The following is a 16,818-nucleotide window of genomic DNA, read 5'->3' on the forward strand; positions in this document are numbered from 1 at the left end:
CCTCTAGGGCGCACCCCGCAGGCTGCGCATGTCCAGGTGGCGCAGCACCCGGTCGACGATCTCCGGGTCCGCGCCCGGTTCGCTGCGCGCCGCCAGTACCTCGTGCCGGGCGGCCGACAGCATCTCACCCTGGATGCGGTGCACCTTCTTCAGCCGGGTGATGCGCTTGTCGAAGAGCTCGCGCCGCTCGTCGTCGACGATGTCCGGCGCGATCCGGGCACCGATGTCGTGCGCGCGGCGGGCCAGTTGCTCGCTGACCTCGTCGGGCAGCTCCTCGACCTCCAGGATCTCCTTCAGCCGCCGCTTGGACGCTTTGATCACCCGGATCGCCAGCTCCCGCTCCAGCGCGTCGACGGCATCGGTGTCGGCCCGGACCCGCAGCCGGCGCACCAGCCAGGGCAGGGTGAGGCCCTGGATGACGAGGGTGCTGAGCACCACCGCGAAGGCGATGAAGAGGATGTCGTCACGGACCGGGAAGTCACCGCCGCCGTCGACGCTGTACGGGATGGCCAGCGCCAGCGCCACCGAGGCCACCCCGCGCATCCCCGCCCACCACATGATGAGGGTTTCCCGCGAACTCATCGGGATCTCCTCGTCGTAGTCGCGGTGCTTGTGCATCCGCCTGGCCAGCCAGGCGGCGGGCAGCAGCCACAGCAGGCGGACGCCGACGACCACCCCGACGACGGCGGCGCCGGCCCCGAGCAGCTGGCCCCAGCGGTGGGAGGCGGCCCCGAAGATGTTGTGCAGCTCCAGGCCGATCAGCCCGAAGGCGACACCGGTGACGAGGGTGTCGACGACCTCCCAGAAGGTGTAGCCGGCGAGCCGGCCCATCACGTCGTCCGGGTCGACCGCGTACTCGGCCAGGAACAGCGCGCAGGTCAGCACCGCGAGCACCCCGGACCCGCGGAAATTCTCGGCCAGGACGTACGCGACGAACGGCACCAGCAGCGTCAGGCCGATCTGCAGCGTCGGGTCACCGAGCAGCCCCATCAGCTTGTTGGTGAGCCAGCCGAGCCCCAGGCCAACCGCTATGGCGACCACCGCGGAGAGCACCAGCGAGCCGACCGCGCCGGGCACCGAGAAGGTTCCGCTGACCGCCGCGGTGAGCGCGACGTGGTACAGCACGATGGCGGTGACGTCGTTGAACAGCCCCTCGCCCTCCAGGATCGAGACCAGCCGGCGGGGCAGCCCGAGCTTGCCCGCGACGGCGGTCGCGGCCACCGGGTCGGGCGGCGCGACCAGCGCACCGAGCACCACCGCGGCGGCCACCGGCATCCCGGGCACCACCGCCTGGGCGACGGCGGCGACCGCGGCGGTGGTGGCGAAAACCAGTGCCACGGCGAGCAGGAAGATCGGCCGGAGGTTGGCGGTGAACTGCCGCCAGGAGGTGCGCTGCACGGCCGCGTAGAGCAGCGGCGGCAGCACCACCGGCAGGATGAACTCCGGCGGCACCTCGACGTTGGGCACGAACGGCAGCAGTGCCAGCACGGCGCCGACGAGGGTCATCAGCACCGGCGACGGAAGTCCCAGCCGGTCGCCGACCGGAACCATGACCACGGCTCCGAGCAGCAGGACGAACATCAGAGCCAGCTGGTCCACGGTGGCTACGCTCCGGGGTCGGATTCGGTCATTTTCCGACCCCAGCGTGCCATGACACGGGCTCTTGCCCGCCGTGTCGGCTCCCGCCCGATGCGCTCCGCGTCAGCTGCTCTCGTCCCGGACGGTGTCCAGGGCGCGCTGCAGGTCATCGGGGTAGCCGCTCTCGAACTCGACCCAGCGGCCGTCGGAGGGGTGCTCGAAGCCCAGCCGCATGGCGTGCAGCCACTGCCGGGTGATGCCCAGGCGCTTGGCGAGGGTGGGGTCGGCGCCGTAGGTCAGGTCGCCGACGCAGGGGTGGCGGTGCGCGGACATGTGCACCCGGATCTGGTGGGTGCGGCCGGTCTCCAGCTTGATGTCGAGCAGGCTGGCCGCGCGGAACGCCTCGATCAGGTCGTAGTGCGTGACGGAGGCCTTGCCCTCGGCCGTCACCGCCCACTTGTAGTCGTGCTGCGGGTGCCGGCCGATGGGGGCGTCGATGGTGCCGCTCATCGGGTCCGGGTGGCCCTGGACCAGGGCGTGGTAGCGCTTGTCGACCGTGCGCTCACGGAACTGCTGCTTGAGGAGGGTGTAGGCGCGCTCGGATTTGGCGACCACCATCAGGCCGGAGGTGCCGACGTCGAGACGGTGCACGATGCCCTGGCGCTCGGCGGCACCGGAGGTGGAGATGCGGTAGCCGGCCGCGGCCAGACCGCCGATGACGGTCGTACCCGTCCAGCCGGGGCTGGGGTGCGCGGCCACGCCGACGGGCTTGACGATCACCACGATGTCGTCGTCGTCGTGCACGATCTCCATGCCCTCGACGGGCTCGGCGATGATCTCCACGGGCGCCGCGGCCTGCGGCATCTCCACTTCCAGCCAGGCGCCGCCGCTCACCCGCTCGGACTTCATCACCTCGGAGCCGTCGACCCGGACCTTGCCGGCGGCGGCGAGTTCGGCCGCCTTCGTACGGGAGAAGCCGAACATCCGGGCCAGCGCGGCGTCGACGCGCTCGCCCTCCAGGCCGTCCGGTACGGGCAGGGTGCGGATCTCGGGAATGGTGCTCACCCCACGAGTATGGCAGTCCCGCCGTGGTGCCCTGCCCGGCGGCCCGGGCCGGGCCCGGGGGCCCGTCAACCGGCGCCCGGCGGCGGCTCCTGCCCCCGGTCGGCCCGCCGCGGGGCAGTCAGTCCTTGTGGAGGGTCCCGTCGGGGTCCAGTCCGCGGAAGGACAGGATCACGATCAGGATGCCGCCGCAGACGATCCCGGAGTCGGCGAGGTTGAAGACCGCGAAGTGCGCCGGGGCGATGAAGTCGACCACCGCGCCCTCGAAGACCCCCGGCGAGCGGAACAGCCGGTCGGTGAGGTTGCCGAAGGCGCCGCCGAGCAGCAGCCCGAGCGCGATCGCCCAGGGCAGGCTGTAGAGCTTGCGGGCGATCCGGGCGATCACCACGATCACGGCCACTGCGATGAGGGTAAGGAAGATCGTCAGCGCCTCGCCCATGCTGAACGCGGCACCGCGGTTACGGATCACGGTGAACTGCAGCAGCGTCCCGACGACCTGGATCGGCTCATGGTGCTCCAGTTTCGCGACCACCAGGAGCTTGCTGCCCAGGTCGAGCAGGTAGACGAAGAGCGCGACCAGCAGCAGCGCGGTGATCCGCCGCTTGCGGTGGCCGGTGCCCTGCTCCGGCTTCACCGTCTCTCCCCCTCGGATTCCGTGATGGAATCCGCTCCGGCACCCGGCTCGGGTTCCGGCGTACCGGTGATGCGTTCGGCCTTAGCCACGTGTGAGTCCCTCAGCCCGTCGTGTCCACGGCCGGGCCATGCCCGGCTGAACCACGAGAGTACGGCACACACGTACGGGCGCGGGCGGACCGGGTGCCCTCGGCGACGCCCGTCCGCCGGCTCAACGGCGCTCCTGCTTCTGCTTGCACTCCACGCAGAGCGTCGCGCGGGGGAAAGCCTGCATCCGCGCCTTGCCGATGGGGTTGCCGCAGTTCTCGCAGAGGCCGTAGGTGCCCGCGTCCAGCCGGCCCAGGGCCCGCTCGGTCTGGTGGAGCATCTCGCGGGCGTTCGAGGCGAGCGCCAGCTCGTGTTCGCGGGTGATGTTCTTGGTGCCGGTGTCGGCCTCGTCGTCGCCCGCTCCGTCACCGGAGTCGCGCATCAGCCCGGCGATGGCGTCCTCGGCCGAGACGATCTCCAGCCGCAGCCGCGCCGTCTCCTCCATCAGCTCGGTCCGTGCCTCGGCGACCTCTTCGGGCGTCCAGGGTTCCTCGCCAGGCCGTACGGCGAGCTCCCCCGGTGGCGCGGCCACCCGGGCCATGGGCACCGCGGAGTCGTCGCCGTGGGCCTTGGCCGTTGCGGCCGCAGTCTTCTTCGCCACCACCGTCTTGGCTCCCGTCTTCTTAGCGGGCACCGCGGCCGTCTTGGCCGGAGCCTTCTTCGCGGTCTTCTTCGCCGCGGTCTTTTTGGCCGCCGGCTTCTTCGCGGCCGCCTTCTTCGGCGCCGCCTTCGTCGGAGTTGCCTTCTTCGCGGCTGCCTTCTTCGGGGCCGTCTTCTCCGGGGCAGGCTGCTTCGCGACGGCCTCGTCGGCAGGCGTCGTGCTCTTCTCCGCGGCGGTCTTTTTCGCCACCATGGCCGCGACCCCTTCACATATGTAACTTTGTTCGCGAATCGTGACGGGAACGATAAATCGCTGCACGCCACGCGGCAACGGGACGCACCGCCCTTCGGGACCCGCCACCCGGCCCGGACGTCCGGTCTGTCTCGTTTGTGCCCCGCTCCCCGGCCGGTAATCCGCCTCCCGCCGCGGTGTCCGGCCGCTCGCCATTCGGGTCACGGCGTGCGCCCGGCGCCCGTCGCGGCGAGCGGCCCCGGACCCGTCGCACCGAGCAGCCCCGGCCCCGTCGCGCCGAGCGCCCCGGGCACCCTCCCGTACGGGCCCGGCCCCCTCCCGCACGCAGCCGGCGCCGGCCCGCCTCCCCCGGCTGCCGTAAATCCGGTCGGCCACTGTCGGTGCGGCCCCGTACACTGGGCCGAGCGAGAGGCATTGACGGGACGAGTAGCGCCGTACGCAGCCAGCAGCGACCCGGGGACGGTGGAAGCCCGGGGGCGTGCACGATGTGAAGATCACCCCGGAGCCGCCGGAAGAAAGCGCTGGACAGTGGGCCCCGCCCACGGGCCTCGGGCCGCCCAGGGCGAGTAGAACCGGCAGCGCGACCCCAATGAGGGGGCGGTGCAGCGGCACCGCCAAGGAGGGTGGTACCGCGGGAGCGCAGGCTCTCGTCCCTCCGGACGGAGAACGCAGCAGGTGTCCGCCGGAGGAAGCCCCCGATGAGTCCGCAGCCCCAGTACCGCCAGGTACCCGCCCAGGTAGACCTCCCCGCCCTCGAGCACGCCGTGCTCGAGTTCTGGCAGGAACAGAAGATCTTCGCCCGTACCCTCCAGCAGTCCGAGGGACGGCCCGAGTGGGTCTTCTACGAGGGCCCCCCGACCGCCAACGGCATGCCCGGCGCGCACCACATCGAGGCGCGCGTCTTCAAGGACGTCTTCCCCCGGTTCCGCACGATGCAGGGCTACCACGTCGACCGCAAGGCCGGCTGGGACTGCCACGGCCTCCCGGTCGAGCTGGCCGTGGAGAAGGAGCTGGGCTTCAACGGCAAGAAGGACATCGAGGCGTACGGCATCGCCGAGTTCAACGCCAGGTGCCGCGAGTCGGTGACCCGCCACACCGACGCCTTCGCCGAGCTCACGACCCGGATGGGCTACTGGACCGATCTGGACGCCCCGTACCGCACGATGGACCCCGACTACATCGAGTCGGTGTGGTGGTCGCTGAAGGAGATCTTCAACAAGGGCCTGCTGGTCCAGGACCACCGCGTCGCCCCCTGGTGCCCGCGCTGCGGCACCGGCCTGTCGGACCACGAGCTGGCCCAGGGCTACGAGAACGTCGTCGACCCCTCGGTCTTCGTCCGCCTCCCGCTGACGTCCGGCCCGCTCGCCGGCCGGGCCGCGCTGCTGATCTGGACGACCACCCCCTGGACTCTGGTCTCCAACACCGCGGTCGCCGCGCACCCCGACGTCACCTATGTCATCGCCACCGACGGCAACGAGCAGCTGGTCGTCGCCGAGCCGCTGCTGGAGAAGGCGCTCGGCGAGGGCTGGACCACCACCGGCGAGTCGTTCACCGGCCGCGAGATGGAGCGCTGGGCCTATGAGCGCCCCTTCGGCCTCGTCGAGCTGGAGGGCGCCAATATCGTCGTCACCGCCGAGTACGTCACCACCGATGACGGCACCGGCCTCGTCCACCAGGCCCCGGCCTTCGGTGAGGACGACCTCAGGACCTGCAAGGCGTACGGCCTGCCGGTGATCAACCCGGTCCGCCCGGACGGCACCTTCGAGGAGGAACTGCCCCTGGTTGGCGGCCAGTTCTTCAAGAAGGCCGACGAGGCGCTGGTCGCCGACCTCGACGCCCGCGGCCTGCTCTTCCGGCACCTCGCCTACGAGCACAGCTACCCGCACTGCTGGCGCTGCCACACCGCGCTGCTCTACTACGCCCAGCCGTCGTGGTACATCCGCACCACCGCGGTCAAGGACGCCCTGCTGCGGGAGAACGAGAACACCAACTGGTTCCCCGACTCCGTCAAGCACGGCCGCTTCGGCGACTGGCTCCAGAACAACATCGACTGGGCGCTGTCCCGCAACCGCTACTGGGGCACCCCGCTGCCCGTCTGGCGCTGCGAGGAGAACCACCTCACCTGCGTCGGCTCGCTCACCGAGCTGACCGAGCTGACCGGCACCGACCAGTCGGACCTCGACCCGCACCGCCCGTACATCGACGCGGTCACCTTCGCCTGCCCGACGTGCCAGGGCACCGCGACCCGCGTCCCGGAGGTCATCGACGCCTGGTACGACTCGGGCTCGATGCCGTTCGCGCAGTGGGGCTACCCGTACCGCAACAAGGAGCTGTTCGAGAAGCGCTACCCGGCGCAGTTCATCTCGGAGGCCATCGACCAGACCCGCGGCTGGTTCTACACCCTGATGGCCGTCGGCACGCTCGTCTTCGACAAGTCCTCGTACGAAAACGTGGTCTGCCTCGGTCACATCCTCGCCGAGGACGGCCGGAAGATGTCCAAGCACCTGGGCAACATCCTCCAGCCGATCCCGCTCATGGACCAGCACGGCGCCGACGCGGTCCGCTGGTTCATGGCGGCCGGCGGCTCCCCCTGGGCCGCCCGCCGGGTGGGCCACGGCACCATCCAGGAGGTCGTGCGCAAGACGCTGCTGACGTACTGGAACACCGTCGCCTTCCAGGCGCTGTACGCCCGTACGTCGAACTGGGCGCCCTCCGCCGCCGACCCGGCCCCAGCCGACCGGCCGCTGCTGGACCGCTGGCTGCTCGGTGAGCTGAACACCCTGGTCGAGCAGGTCACCGAATCCCTGGAATCCTTCGACACCCAGCGCGCCGGCAAGCTCCTCTCCTCCTTCGTCGACGACCTCTCCAACTGGTACGTCCGCCGCTCGCGCCGCCGCTTCTGGCAGGGCGACGCGGCCGCGCTGCGCACGCTCCACGAGGTCATCGAGACGGTCACCCGGCTTATGGCCCCGCTCACCCCGTTCATCACCGAGCGGGTCTGGCAGGACCTGGTCGTCCCGGTCGCCCCCGAGGCCCCGGAGTCCGTCCACCTCGCCGGCTGGCCGGTCGCCGACCGGACGCTCATCGACCCGGCGCTGTCCGGCCAGATGCAGCTGGTGCGCCGGCTGGTCGAGCTGGGCCGGGCGACCCGTGCCGAGTCGGGGGTGAAGACCCGCCAGCCGCTGTCCCGCGCGCTGGTGGCGGCCCACGGCTTCGCGGGCCTGCCCGAGGACCTGCGCACTCAGATCACCGAGGAGCTGAACGTCAGTTCGCTGGCGGCGCTGTCGGAGGTGGGCGGCTCCCTGGTCGACACCACCGCCAAGGCGAACTTCCGTGCCCTGGGCAAGCGTTTCGGCAAGGGCGTGCAGGCGGTCGCCAAGGCCGTCGCCGCCACGGACGCCGCCGCCCTCTCGCTCGCCCTGCGCGACGGCACGGCGAGTGTCGAGGTCGACGGGGAGACCGTCGCGCTCGCCCCCGACGAGGTCATCATCACCGAGACCCCGCGCGAGGGCTGGTCGGTGGCCTCCGACGCCGGTGCCACGGTCGCCCTCGACCTGGAGATCACCCCGGAGCTGCGCCGGGCGGGCCTGGCCCGCGACGCGATCCGGCTGATCCAGGAGGCCCGTAAGAACAGCGGCCTGGACGTCGCCGACCGGATCGCGCTGCGCTGGCGGTCCACCGACGAGGAGGTGCAGACGGCGCTGACCGACCACGCCGGCCTGATCTCCGACGAGGTGCTCGCCGACGACTTCACCCCCGGCGAGGCGGACGGTTCCTACGGCCCCGCGTTCACCGACGAGAGCCTGGCCCTCACGTTCCAGCTGCGCAAGGCCTGACCGCCCCCGCGGTCACCACGACCGGCGAAGCCCCCCGGTGCAGCCCGCACCGGGGGGCTTCGCCGTCCCCGCGGGCGCCCCGGCCCCCGCGCGCAAGTACACACAAAAGGGCCGGGCCCCGAAGGAGTGTTCCCTCGGGGCCCGGCCCTGATTGCCGACTCTGCGCGCTACGCGGACGTCAGTTGTCGTCCTCGTCGATGAGGAAGCCGCGCATCGGCGACGGCGTCTGCTGCATCGGCTGCGGGCTCTGCGGCCGCACCGGAGCCATCGGCTGGGTCATCGCCGGCGACATCTGCTGCTGGCCGCCGTAGGACGGACCACCGTTGGACTGGCCGGCCATGGAGTGGTTGCCACCCATCTGCTGGCCGCCACCCATCGTGTGGTTGCCGCCGCCCATGCTGCCGGCACCGGCCGACGCCATCGACGGGGACGGCGGCAGCGAAGCGGCAGCCGGGGTCCGCGGCGGGGCCAGCGAGTCGTCCGCCTGGTTCTCCAGCTGACGCAGCTGGCTCTCCAGGTAGGACTTCAGCCGGGTGCGGTACTCGCGCTCGAAGCCGCGCAGGTCCTCGACCTTGCGCTCCAGCGTCGCGCGGGCCGACTCCAGCGAGCCCATCGCCACGCGGTGCTTCTCCTGCGCGTCCCGCTCCAGCGCGTCGGCCTTGGCGCGGGCGTCCCGCTCCAGGCCCTCGGCACGGCTGCGTGCCTCGCCGACGATCTTGTTGGCCTCGGAACGGGCCTCCGCGATCGCCTGGTCGGCGGTCTGCTGTGCCAGCGACAGCACGCGTGCCGCGCTGTCACCGCCCGGGCCGCCCTGCTGGCCGCCGGGGCCGGGCAGCTGCGGTCCGCCGGGACCGCCCATCGGGCCGCCCATGGGACCGCCGGGACCCATCGGACCGGGGCCGTGCGGGCCCTGCGGGCCGGGGCCGTGGCCACCGGGACCAGGAGGCAGCTGCGGTGCACCACCAGGCAGTTGGGGAGGGCCACCCATCCCCTGCTGCTGCTGCGGCGGGACCGGCTGCGGACCGGATATGGCGGCGGGCACAGGGGCCCCGGGCCTCTGCTGCTGCTCCTGCTGCTGCTGGTCCGGTCCCTTGCGCAGCCCCTGCTGCTGCTGGTTCTGCGCGGCGGCGCGGGTGGCAGCGGCCAGCTTGGCGCGAAGGTCCTCGTTCTCCCGCAGGAGCCGGGTCAGTTCGGCTTCGACCTCATCGAGGAAGGCATCGACCTCGTCCTCGTCATAGCCTTCTCGGAGGCGGACGGTCGTGAACTGCTTGTTCCGCACGTCCTCGGGGGTCAACGGCATCTCTACTTCACCTCAACGTAGTCGTCGGCAATCGGCAAGACCGTATCGTTCACACCAACAACACCGTCCTCACGACGGTGATCAGGATGTACACGATGATCATCAATACGAAGAAGGACAGATCGAGCGCCACGCCCCCGAGACGCAGCGGCGGGATTACCCGCCGCAGAAGCTTGAGTGGCGGATCAGTGACAGTGTAGGCGGCCTCAAGAACGACCACCATCGCCTTGCCGGGTTGCCATGAACGGGCGAACTGGAAGACATAGTCCATCACCAGCCGGAAGATCAACACGATCAGGAAGCAGTACAGCGCGATGTAGATCACCTGACCAAAGACACTCATCTCGCGCAGTCCCTCTCCCCTTGCCTTGCTTCTGTGTTGGCCTCACGGCCCGGTGTGCCCGGTGTTGCGTCTCAGCTCTGGTTGAAGAACCCGCCCTCTGCGATACGGGCCTTGTCCTCCGCCGTGACATCGACGTTAGCAGGCGACAACAGGAACACCTTCTGCGTCACCCGCTCGATGCTGCCGTGAAGACCAAACACCAAACCGGCCGCAAAGTCGACAAGTCGCTTCGCGTCGGTGTCGTCCATCTCCGTCAGATTCATGATCACCGGAGTGCCCTCACGGAAGTGTTCCCCGATGGTACGGGCTTCGTTGTAGGTCCGTGGGTGGAGTGTAGTGATGCGGTAGGGCTCCCGCTCGGACACAACCTTGGGCATGATCACCGGTGCGTTCTTCTCCAGATTTGTACGTTCGGGTGTGATGGATGCCACGGGGGCGATTCGCGCGGGTCGTCCGTTTTCCGCGGCGAGCGGGGCCGGTTCACGTTGCGCCGGAGGTGTCACGGCACGGACGGGTTCCTCCCTTTCGGGGGGAATTTCGGCCTGCACTGGGTGCTGTTGACGCCGCCCCCGGTCGGGCTCCGGGTCAAGCTCGGGCTCGAACTCGTCATCGGGGTCGAACCCCCGGCCGTCGTACCCATCGTCCTCCACGAGGCCGAGGTAGACCGCCATCTTGCGCATCGCGCCGGCCATTCTCTGCGTCCTCCGCTCTGTGGTGGATCGGCTCCGTCACCAGGGGCCTTGGATCCACGCGGCCTGCCCGCTTTTTGCGGGAATGACCATATTTTGTGCTGTGGTCCGACTTGCTTGGCGACGTTACCGGAGCCGTGGTCGGACTCCGAGTACCGCAGTGCCGACGCGCACATGTGTCGCCCCGGCCGCCACGGCTTCTTCGAGGTCCGCGCTCATGCCTGCGGACACCATGGTGGCAGCAGGATGACCGGCGCGCAGGTCGGATGAAATTTCCATGAGCCGCTCGAAAGCGGCGAGTTCACGTCCGGCGTAGGGCCCGGCCAGCGGGGCGACGGTCATCACACCGTCCAGCCGCAAGCCCTCGGCCCCGGCGATCGCCTCGGCCAGCGCCCCTACTCCGTCGGGCGCCACCCCGCCGCGCTCGCCCCGCTCCCCCGACTCCGCGTCGAGCGCCACCTGGATCAGACAGCCCAGTTCACACCCGGCACGTACCGCCTCCTTGGAGAGGGCGGTGGCGAGCCGGACCCGGTCGACCGATTGCACAATTCCGGCATAACCGGCCACGGAGCGCACCTTGTTGGTCTGCAGCTGTCCAACAAAATGCCAAGTAAGCGGCAAATCAGCGCATTCAGCGGCCTTGGGTGCCGCCTCCTGATCGCGGTTCTCCGCGACCTGGCGTACCCCCAGCTCCGCGAGCAACCGGACATCGCTCGCGGGGTAGGTCTTGGTGACGACGATCAGGGTCACCTCGTCACGCGGCCGGCCTGCCCTGGCACAGGCGGCGGAGATACGTTCCTCCACCCGCGCCAGGTTCTCGGCCAGTTGCGTCTTGCGGTCATCCGTCACAGCTCGGCCTCCCCCAGCCGCGGTCCGGGGGTGTCCCCGAGCCATACATAGCTCGCGAGCCGTCCCGTCGTACGGTCGCGCCGGTAAGAGAAGTGGTCGGCGGATTCGCGAGTGCAGATGTGGGAATCCTCACGCACCCGTACGCCCGCCGCGGCGAGTTGGGCCCGTACCCCTGCGGTGACGTCCACCGCCGGAGTGCCCCAGCCGGTCACCGCACGGGCCTCGGGTACCACCGCGGCGACATCGGAGCGCATCGCCTCGGGCACCTCGTAACACCGCCCGCAGATCGCCGGTCCGGTGTACGCGATGATCCGCGGCGGCTCCGCCCCCTGCTTGACCATGGCCTCGACGACCGCCGGGACCACCCCGGCGACCAGGCCGGGCCGTCCGGCGTGCGCGGCCCCCGCGATCCCGGCGACCGGATCGGCCAGCAGGACCGGGGTGCAGTCGGCAGTCAGCACGGCGAGCGCGAGGCCCCGGCGGCCGGTCACCACCGCATCGACACCGGGAACGTCGTCGCCGCACCACGGCCCGTCGACCACCGCGACGTCCCGGCCGTGCACCTGGTGCATCCAGACCACCGCGGCCGGGTCGAGGCCGAGTTCCGCGGCGGCCCGCGCGCGGTTGGCGTGTACGGCCTGGCGGTCGTCGCCGACCGCGCCGCCCAGGTTGAGCTGATCGTACGGAGCGGCGCTCACCCCACCCCACCTGTCGGTGAAGGCGAAGTGCGCGCCGCTCTCGTGGTGCTGTTGTCCTATCACTTCGGTGCTTTACGTCACTTCAGGAAGTCGGGGACGTCCAGTTCCTCGGCCGCGGAGTCCGAGTACGGACGGGCCGGGGGAACCTGCGGAGCGCTCGCCGGGGTCGGGACCTCGCCCAGCGAGGAGGAAGAGGAGGATTCGGCCGGGGCCGGCTCCTCGTCGCGCACCGGAACCGAACCCAGTCCGCCGAAGGACGACGAACGCGGCTCCGGCGGGGTGGCCGGACGGCTCGGGGCCGGGGCGGGCTCTTCGCGCTTCTGGGACGACAGCGCCGACTGGGCATCGCGGCGGGCCGGCGGCTGACCGCCGTCGAAGCCCGCGGCGATGACCGTCACCCGGACCTCGTCGCCCAGCGCATCGTCGATGACCGCACCGAAGATGATGTTGGCTTCCGGGTGCGCGGCCTCGCTGACCAGCTGCGCGGCCTCGTTGATCTCGAAGAGACCGAGGTCGGAACCGCCGGAGATGGAGAGCAGCACCCCGCGGGCGCCGTCGATGGAGGCCTCCAGGAGCGGCGAGGAGATCGCCATCTCCGCGGCGGCCACCGCGCGGTCGTCGCCCCGTGCCGAGCCGATGCCCATGAGTGCGGAACCGGCTTCCGACATCACGGACTTGACGTCGGCGAAGTCGAGGTTGATCAGACCCGGGGTGGTGATCAGATCGGTGATGCCCTGGACACCCGACAGCAGCACCTGGTCCGCGGACTTGAACGCGTCGAGCACGCTCACCTGGCGGTCCGAGATGGACAGCAGCCGGTCGTTGGGGATCACGATGAGGGTGTCGACCTCTTCGCGCAGCTGCGCGATGCCGTCCTCAGCCTGGTTGGCGCGACGGCGGCCCTCGAAGGTGAACGGCCGGGTGACCACACCGATCGTCAGGGCGCCCAGTGAACGGGCGATGTTGGCGACGACGGGTGCGCCGCCGGTGCCGGTGCCGCCGCCCTCACCCGCGGTCACGAAGACCATGTCGGCCCCCTTGAGGACCTCCTCGATCTCCTCGCGGTGGTCCTCGGACGCCTTGCGGCCCACATCCGGGTTGGCGCCGGCGCCGAGTCCGCGCGTCATTTCGCGGCCGACGTCGAGCTTGACGTCGGCATCGCTCATCAGCAACGCCTGCGCATCGGTGTTGATCGCGATGAACTCGACGCCCTTGAGCCCGACCTCGATCATCCGGTTGATGGCGTTCACGCCACCGCCGCCGATGCCGACGACCTTGATGACTGCGAGGTAGTTCTGCGGTGCTGCCACGTCGAAGGCCTCTCGCCTCGAGTTACGTGTCGTCGCCGCACTGCGTGTGGACGCCGACTGATGCCGATGGGACGGTTCGTATCGCCGACCCGAACCCTAACGTTGAAGTTTAGGGTTACCTGTGCCTGTGTTCCTTGGTTCCAAAGTCCCTTTGGAACGAGACACTAAGTCGACAAGGCGCGCGCGTTCAACGAACACGCCGAACCTCCCGTTTTTCTTTTCACCCTATGTGATCACCCATAGTCGTAGCCATCCAGGGTGCTGGCCTGCGGCTGTGGGCGTCAACTCCCGGACACCGCAGGGGCACTGGGGACCGAAACATCGAAGTGACGTCCGCCGGGTGAAGCTTTCAGCAGCGCGGTCAGCACCTTTGCCTTTTCGGCGCCCTCTTCGCGGCTGCCCCACGCGACCGTGCGGCCGCCGGACAGTTCGAGGGTGACGGCGTCGTAGGACCGTACACGGACCTTGCGTACGTCCTTGCGCACAGTCGTGGGCAGATCCCGGGTGACCTCGACTGCGGCCCGCCGCAACCGGTCGATTCCGAACCGGTGCAGACTCGGAGAGTCGGAAGCGGTCATTTCCAGAAGCGGAACGCCCTGGGGAGCCGTACGGACGGTGGCGAACCGGACGCCCTCGGCGTCCACTTCGACAAACTCTCCGCCCGCCTGCATCAACAGTTCCGGCGTTCTTTCGGTCACCTTCAGACCGATTGTGTGCGGCCAGGACCGCTCGACGCCCACGGTCTTGATGCGCGGCAGCCGCGCACGCAGCCGCCGGGCGAGCGCGTCCGTGTCCACGGAGACCAGCGGCTCGTTCATCGGGGCGCGTGCCGCGGCGACGACCTCATGCGGTGTCAGCACGCGGGTGCCGGTGGCCTCGACGCGTTCCAGCCGGAGCCAGTTCGAGGCGTAGAGCGCCCAGACGCCGAACGCGCCGAGCAGCACCGCGACGATCGTGATGATGATCAGACTGCGGCGGCCCGGCGCGCGAAGAGGAATGCGCACCCGCCGCAATCCCGTCGCGCGGGGTGGCGCGGCGGAGGGCGGGCCGGACGGTGACTTCTTCTCGCCGCGTCGGGCGGTTGCCGGTCCGGCCACGCTCCCTGCCTTCTCTCGTGCGCTACTTGTTGCGCTGCGCGATCGCCTCGTACACCATGCCGACCAGCAGCTCGTCGGCGTCCCGGCGGCCGAACTCGGAGGCCGCGCGGGACATCTCGTACAGCCGGTGCGGATCGGCCAGGACCGGGAGCACGCTGCTCTGCACCCACTCCGGGGTCAACTGGGCGTCATCGACCAGCAGGCCCCCGCCGGCGTTGACCAGCGGCTGGGCGTTGAGCCGCTGCTCGCCGTTGCCGATGGGCAACGGGACGAAAGCGGCCGGCAGCCCGACAGCGGACAACTCGGCGACGGTCATCGCGCCCGCGCGGCAGAGCATCATGTCGGCCGCGGCGTACGCGAGATCCATCCGGTCCACGTACGGTACCGGGACATAGGGGGGCATCCCGGGCATGTTGTCCGCGTGCGGCAGTTCGTTCTTCGGGCCGACCGCGTGCAGCACCTGGATCCCGGCGCGCTGGAGGGCCGGGACGGCGGCCTGGGTGACCTCGTTCAGCCGGCGGGCACCCTGCGAACCGCCGGACACCAGCAGGGTCGGGAGGTTGGGGTCGAGCCCGAAGGCGGCCCGCGCCTCGGGGCGGACCGCGGCACGGTCCAGGGTGGCGATGGTGCGGCGCAGCGGAATGCCGACATAGCGGGCGCCGCGCAGCTTGCTGTCGGGGGTGCTGACGGCGACGAACTTGGCGTACCGCGAGCCGATCTTGTTGGCCAGGCCGGGGCGGGCATTGGCCTCGTGGACGATGATCGGCACCCCGAGGCGCTTGGCGGCGAGGTAGCCGGGCAGCGCCACATAGCCGCCGAAGCCGACGACGCAGTCGGCCTTGGTGCGCTCCAGGATCTGCTCGGCGGCCTTGATCGTGCCGCGCAGCCGCCCGGGGACAGTGATCAGCTCGGGGGTGGGCTTGCGCGGCAGCGGCACGGCCGGGATCAGGCCCAGCTCATAGCCGCGTTCCGGGACGAGGCGGGTCTCCAGGCCCTTCTCCGTACCGAGTGCCGTGATCCCCACGGTGGGGTCCTGCCTCCGCAGTGCGTCCGCGAGGGCGAGCGCGGGCTCGATGTGGCCGGCGGTCCCCCCACCGGCGAGTACGACATGCACCGAAATTCACCGCTCTCCGGACGGCCGCTTCTTGACGCGCCGTCTCATCGTCTTCCATCTCACCCCAGCCGGTTTCCTTCCGGAACCCGGCTTCCGCGCCGACCGTGCCGACAACGCCGCCCGTGCAGCGGGCTCGTCACGCGCGAAGGCGATCAGCAGCCCGATGGCGAACATCGTCGGCAGCAGGGCGGAGCCTCCGTAGGAGAACAGCGGGAGCGGGACACCGGCGATCGGCAACAGGCCGAGCACCGCACCGATGTTGATCACGGCCTGGGCCGTGATCCAGGTGGTCACGCCTCCCGCGGCGTACCGTACGAAGGGGTCCTCCGTGCGTCCGGCCACGCGGATACCCGCATAGCCTAGAGCCGCGAAGAGGGCGAGCACCGACAGCGTCCCCGCCAGACCCAGTTCCTCCCCGGTGATGGCGAAGATGAAGTCGGTGTGCGGTTCGGGGAGTTCTCCCCATTTTTCCATACTGGCGCCGAGGCCCGAACCGAAGAATCCGCCGGAGGCCAGTGCGTAGATGCCGTGCACGGCCTGCCAGCACTGATCGCCGGGGCCCGGATCGGTCGCGCCGATGCAGGCCAGCCGGGACATCCGGTTGGCGCTGGTCTTGATCAGCAGCGCCCCGATCAGCGCGGCACTGCCCAGCACCCCCACGAACAGCCGGGTCGGCGCACCGGCCAGCCACAGCAGCCCGAAGAGGATCGCCGTGAGAATGATCGCGGTGCCCATGTCGCCGCCGAGCATGATCAGACCGAGCAGCAGGAACGCCACCGGGATCAGCGGCACCAGCAGATGCTTCCACTGCACCAGCAGCCGCTTGTCCTGTTTGCGGGCCAGCAGGTCGGCGCCCCACAGGACCAGCGCGAGCTTGCCGAACTCGCTCGGTTGCATCTGGAAAGGGCCGCCGAGGTTGATCCAGTTCTGGTTGCCGTTGACCGCGACCCCTATGCCGGGGATCTGCACCAGGCACATCAGGAACACGGAGACGGCGAGCAGCGGATAGGCCAGCGTGCGGTGCAGCCGTACCGTCATCCGGGAGGCGGCCAGCAGCAGCCCGCCGCCGAGGACGGCGGCCAGCAGCTGCTTGCGGAAGAAGTACGTCGGGGCCAGGCCGGACTGCAGCGCCTTGATCTGGGACGCCGAGTAGACCATCACCAGCCCCAGGACGGTGATCAGCAGGCTGCCGCCGAGGATCAGGTAGTAGGCGGTCAGCGGGCGGTCCCAGGCCCGTTGGAGGCGGGTGCGGAGCCCCCGGGGGCCGCCCGGTGTGCGGCCGGGGCGCGGCGTGCGCACCGCGGAGGGCCGGCGCGGACGCGACGGGGCCGGCTTCGCCGATCGGGCCGTCATCCTCGTCCCCTCCACA

At 70.4% G+C, this 16,818-nt stretch carries 13 protein-coding genes and 1 pseudogene; 1 reads left to right on the plus strand and 13 read right to left on the minus strand.

Annotation, left to right across the window (positions count from 1 at the left end; all coding sequences use genetic code 11):
• Positions 1-3: 3 nt before the first annotated feature.
• The 4 genes and pseudogenes from ABR737_RS13360 to ABR737_RS13375 form a co-directional block, all read right to left on the minus strand.
• A complete protein-coding gene (locus ABR737_RS13360; RefSeq protein WP_502964478.1) occupies positions 4-1,581 on the minus strand; it encodes a Na+/H+ antiporter in 1,578 nt (525 codons plus the stop codon).
• Positions 1,582-1,701: 120 nt separating this feature from the next.
• A complete protein-coding gene (locus ABR737_RS13365) occupies positions 1,702-2,643 on the minus strand; it encodes an RluA family pseudouridine synthase (protein ID WP_350250398.1) in 942 nt (313 codons plus the stop codon).
• A gap of 118 nt (positions 2,644-2,761) precedes the next feature.
• Positions 2,762-3,363: pseudogene (lspA, locus tag ABR737_RS13370) on the minus strand (signal peptidase II).
• 121 nt (positions 3,364-3,484) lie between these two features.
• Entirely contained in the window at positions 3,485-4,213 is a 729-nt protein-coding gene (locus ABR737_RS13375) for a TraR/DksA family transcriptional regulator (protein ID WP_350250400.1), read from the minus strand.
• Positions 4,214-4,911: 698 nt separating this feature from the next.
• Between ABR737_RS13375 and ileS the strand changes: the two genes are divergently transcribed.
• Complete coding sequence (gene ileS, locus ABR737_RS13380; protein ID WP_350250401.1) at positions 4,912-8,049, plus strand: isoleucine--tRNA ligase; 3,138 nt, start codon at positions 4,912-4,914, stop codon at positions 8,047-8,049.
• A gap of 178 nt (positions 8,050-8,227) precedes the next feature.
• Here the strand turns inward: ileS and ABR737_RS13385 are convergent, their stop codons facing one another.
• The 9 genes from ABR737_RS13385 to ftsW all read right to left on the minus strand — a co-directional run bounded on the left by ABR737_RS13385 (position 8,228) and on the right by ftsW (position 16,802).
• On the minus strand, positions 8,228-9,349 hold the full coding sequence (locus tag ABR737_RS13385; protein WP_350250402.1) for a DivIVA domain-containing protein: 1,122 nt from the start codon (positions 9,347-9,349) through the stop codon (positions 8,228-8,230).
• Between the two features lie 49 nt (positions 9,350-9,398).
• Positions 9,399-9,692, minus strand: a complete 294-nt coding sequence (locus ABR737_RS13390) for a YggT family protein (protein WP_069568188.1) — start codon at positions 9,690-9,692, stop codon at positions 9,399-9,401.
• Between the two features lie 71 nt (positions 9,693-9,763).
• On the minus strand, positions 9,764-10,384 hold the full coding sequence (locus ABR737_RS13395) for a cell division protein SepF (RefSeq protein ID WP_350250403.1): 621 nt from the start codon (positions 10,382-10,384) through the stop codon (positions 9,764-9,766).
• A 123-nt stretch (positions 10,385-10,507) separates the two neighbouring features.
• A complete protein-coding gene (locus ABR737_RS13400) occupies positions 10,508-11,230 on the minus strand; it encodes a YggS family pyridoxal phosphate-dependent enzyme (protein WP_350250404.1) in 723 nt (240 codons plus the stop codon).
• Positions 11,227-11,991, minus strand: a complete 765-nt coding sequence (pgeF, locus tag ABR737_RS13405) for a peptidoglycan editing factor PgeF (RefSeq protein WP_350250405.1) — start codon at positions 11,989-11,991, stop codon at positions 11,227-11,229. The genes ABR737_RS13400 and pgeF overlap by 4 nt, the downstream gene beginning before the upstream one ends.
• A 14-nt stretch (positions 11,992-12,005) precedes the next feature.
• Positions 12,006-13,238, minus strand: coding sequence for a cell division protein FtsZ (gene ftsZ, locus ABR737_RS13410; protein WP_350250406.1), 1,233 nt, complete (start codon positions 13,236-13,238; stop codon positions 12,006-12,008).
• Between the two features lie 281 nt (positions 13,239-13,519).
• Positions 13,520-14,335, minus strand: coding sequence for a cell division protein FtsQ/DivIB (locus ABR737_RS13415; protein ID WP_350250407.1), 816 nt, complete (start codon positions 14,333-14,335; stop codon positions 13,520-13,522).
• A 22-nt stretch (positions 14,336-14,357) separates the two neighbouring features.
• Positions 14,358-15,449, minus strand: a complete 1,092-nt coding sequence (gene murG / locus ABR737_RS13420) for an undecaprenyldiphospho-muramoylpentapeptide beta-N-acetylglucosaminyltransferase (protein WP_350250408.1) — start codon at positions 15,447-15,449, stop codon at positions 14,358-14,360.
• Positions 15,450-15,455: 6 nt separating this feature from the next.
• Complete coding sequence (gene ftsW, locus ABR737_RS13425) at positions 15,456-16,802, minus strand: putative lipid II flippase FtsW (protein ID WP_350250409.1); 1,347 nt, start codon at positions 16,800-16,802, stop codon at positions 15,456-15,458.
• Between the last annotated feature and the right edge of the window lie 16 nt (positions 16,803-16,818).

The organism is Streptomyces sp. Edi2 (genome assembly GCF_040253635.1).
Classification (GTDB): Bacteria; Actinomycetota; Actinomycetes; order Streptomycetales; family Streptomycetaceae; genus Streptomyces.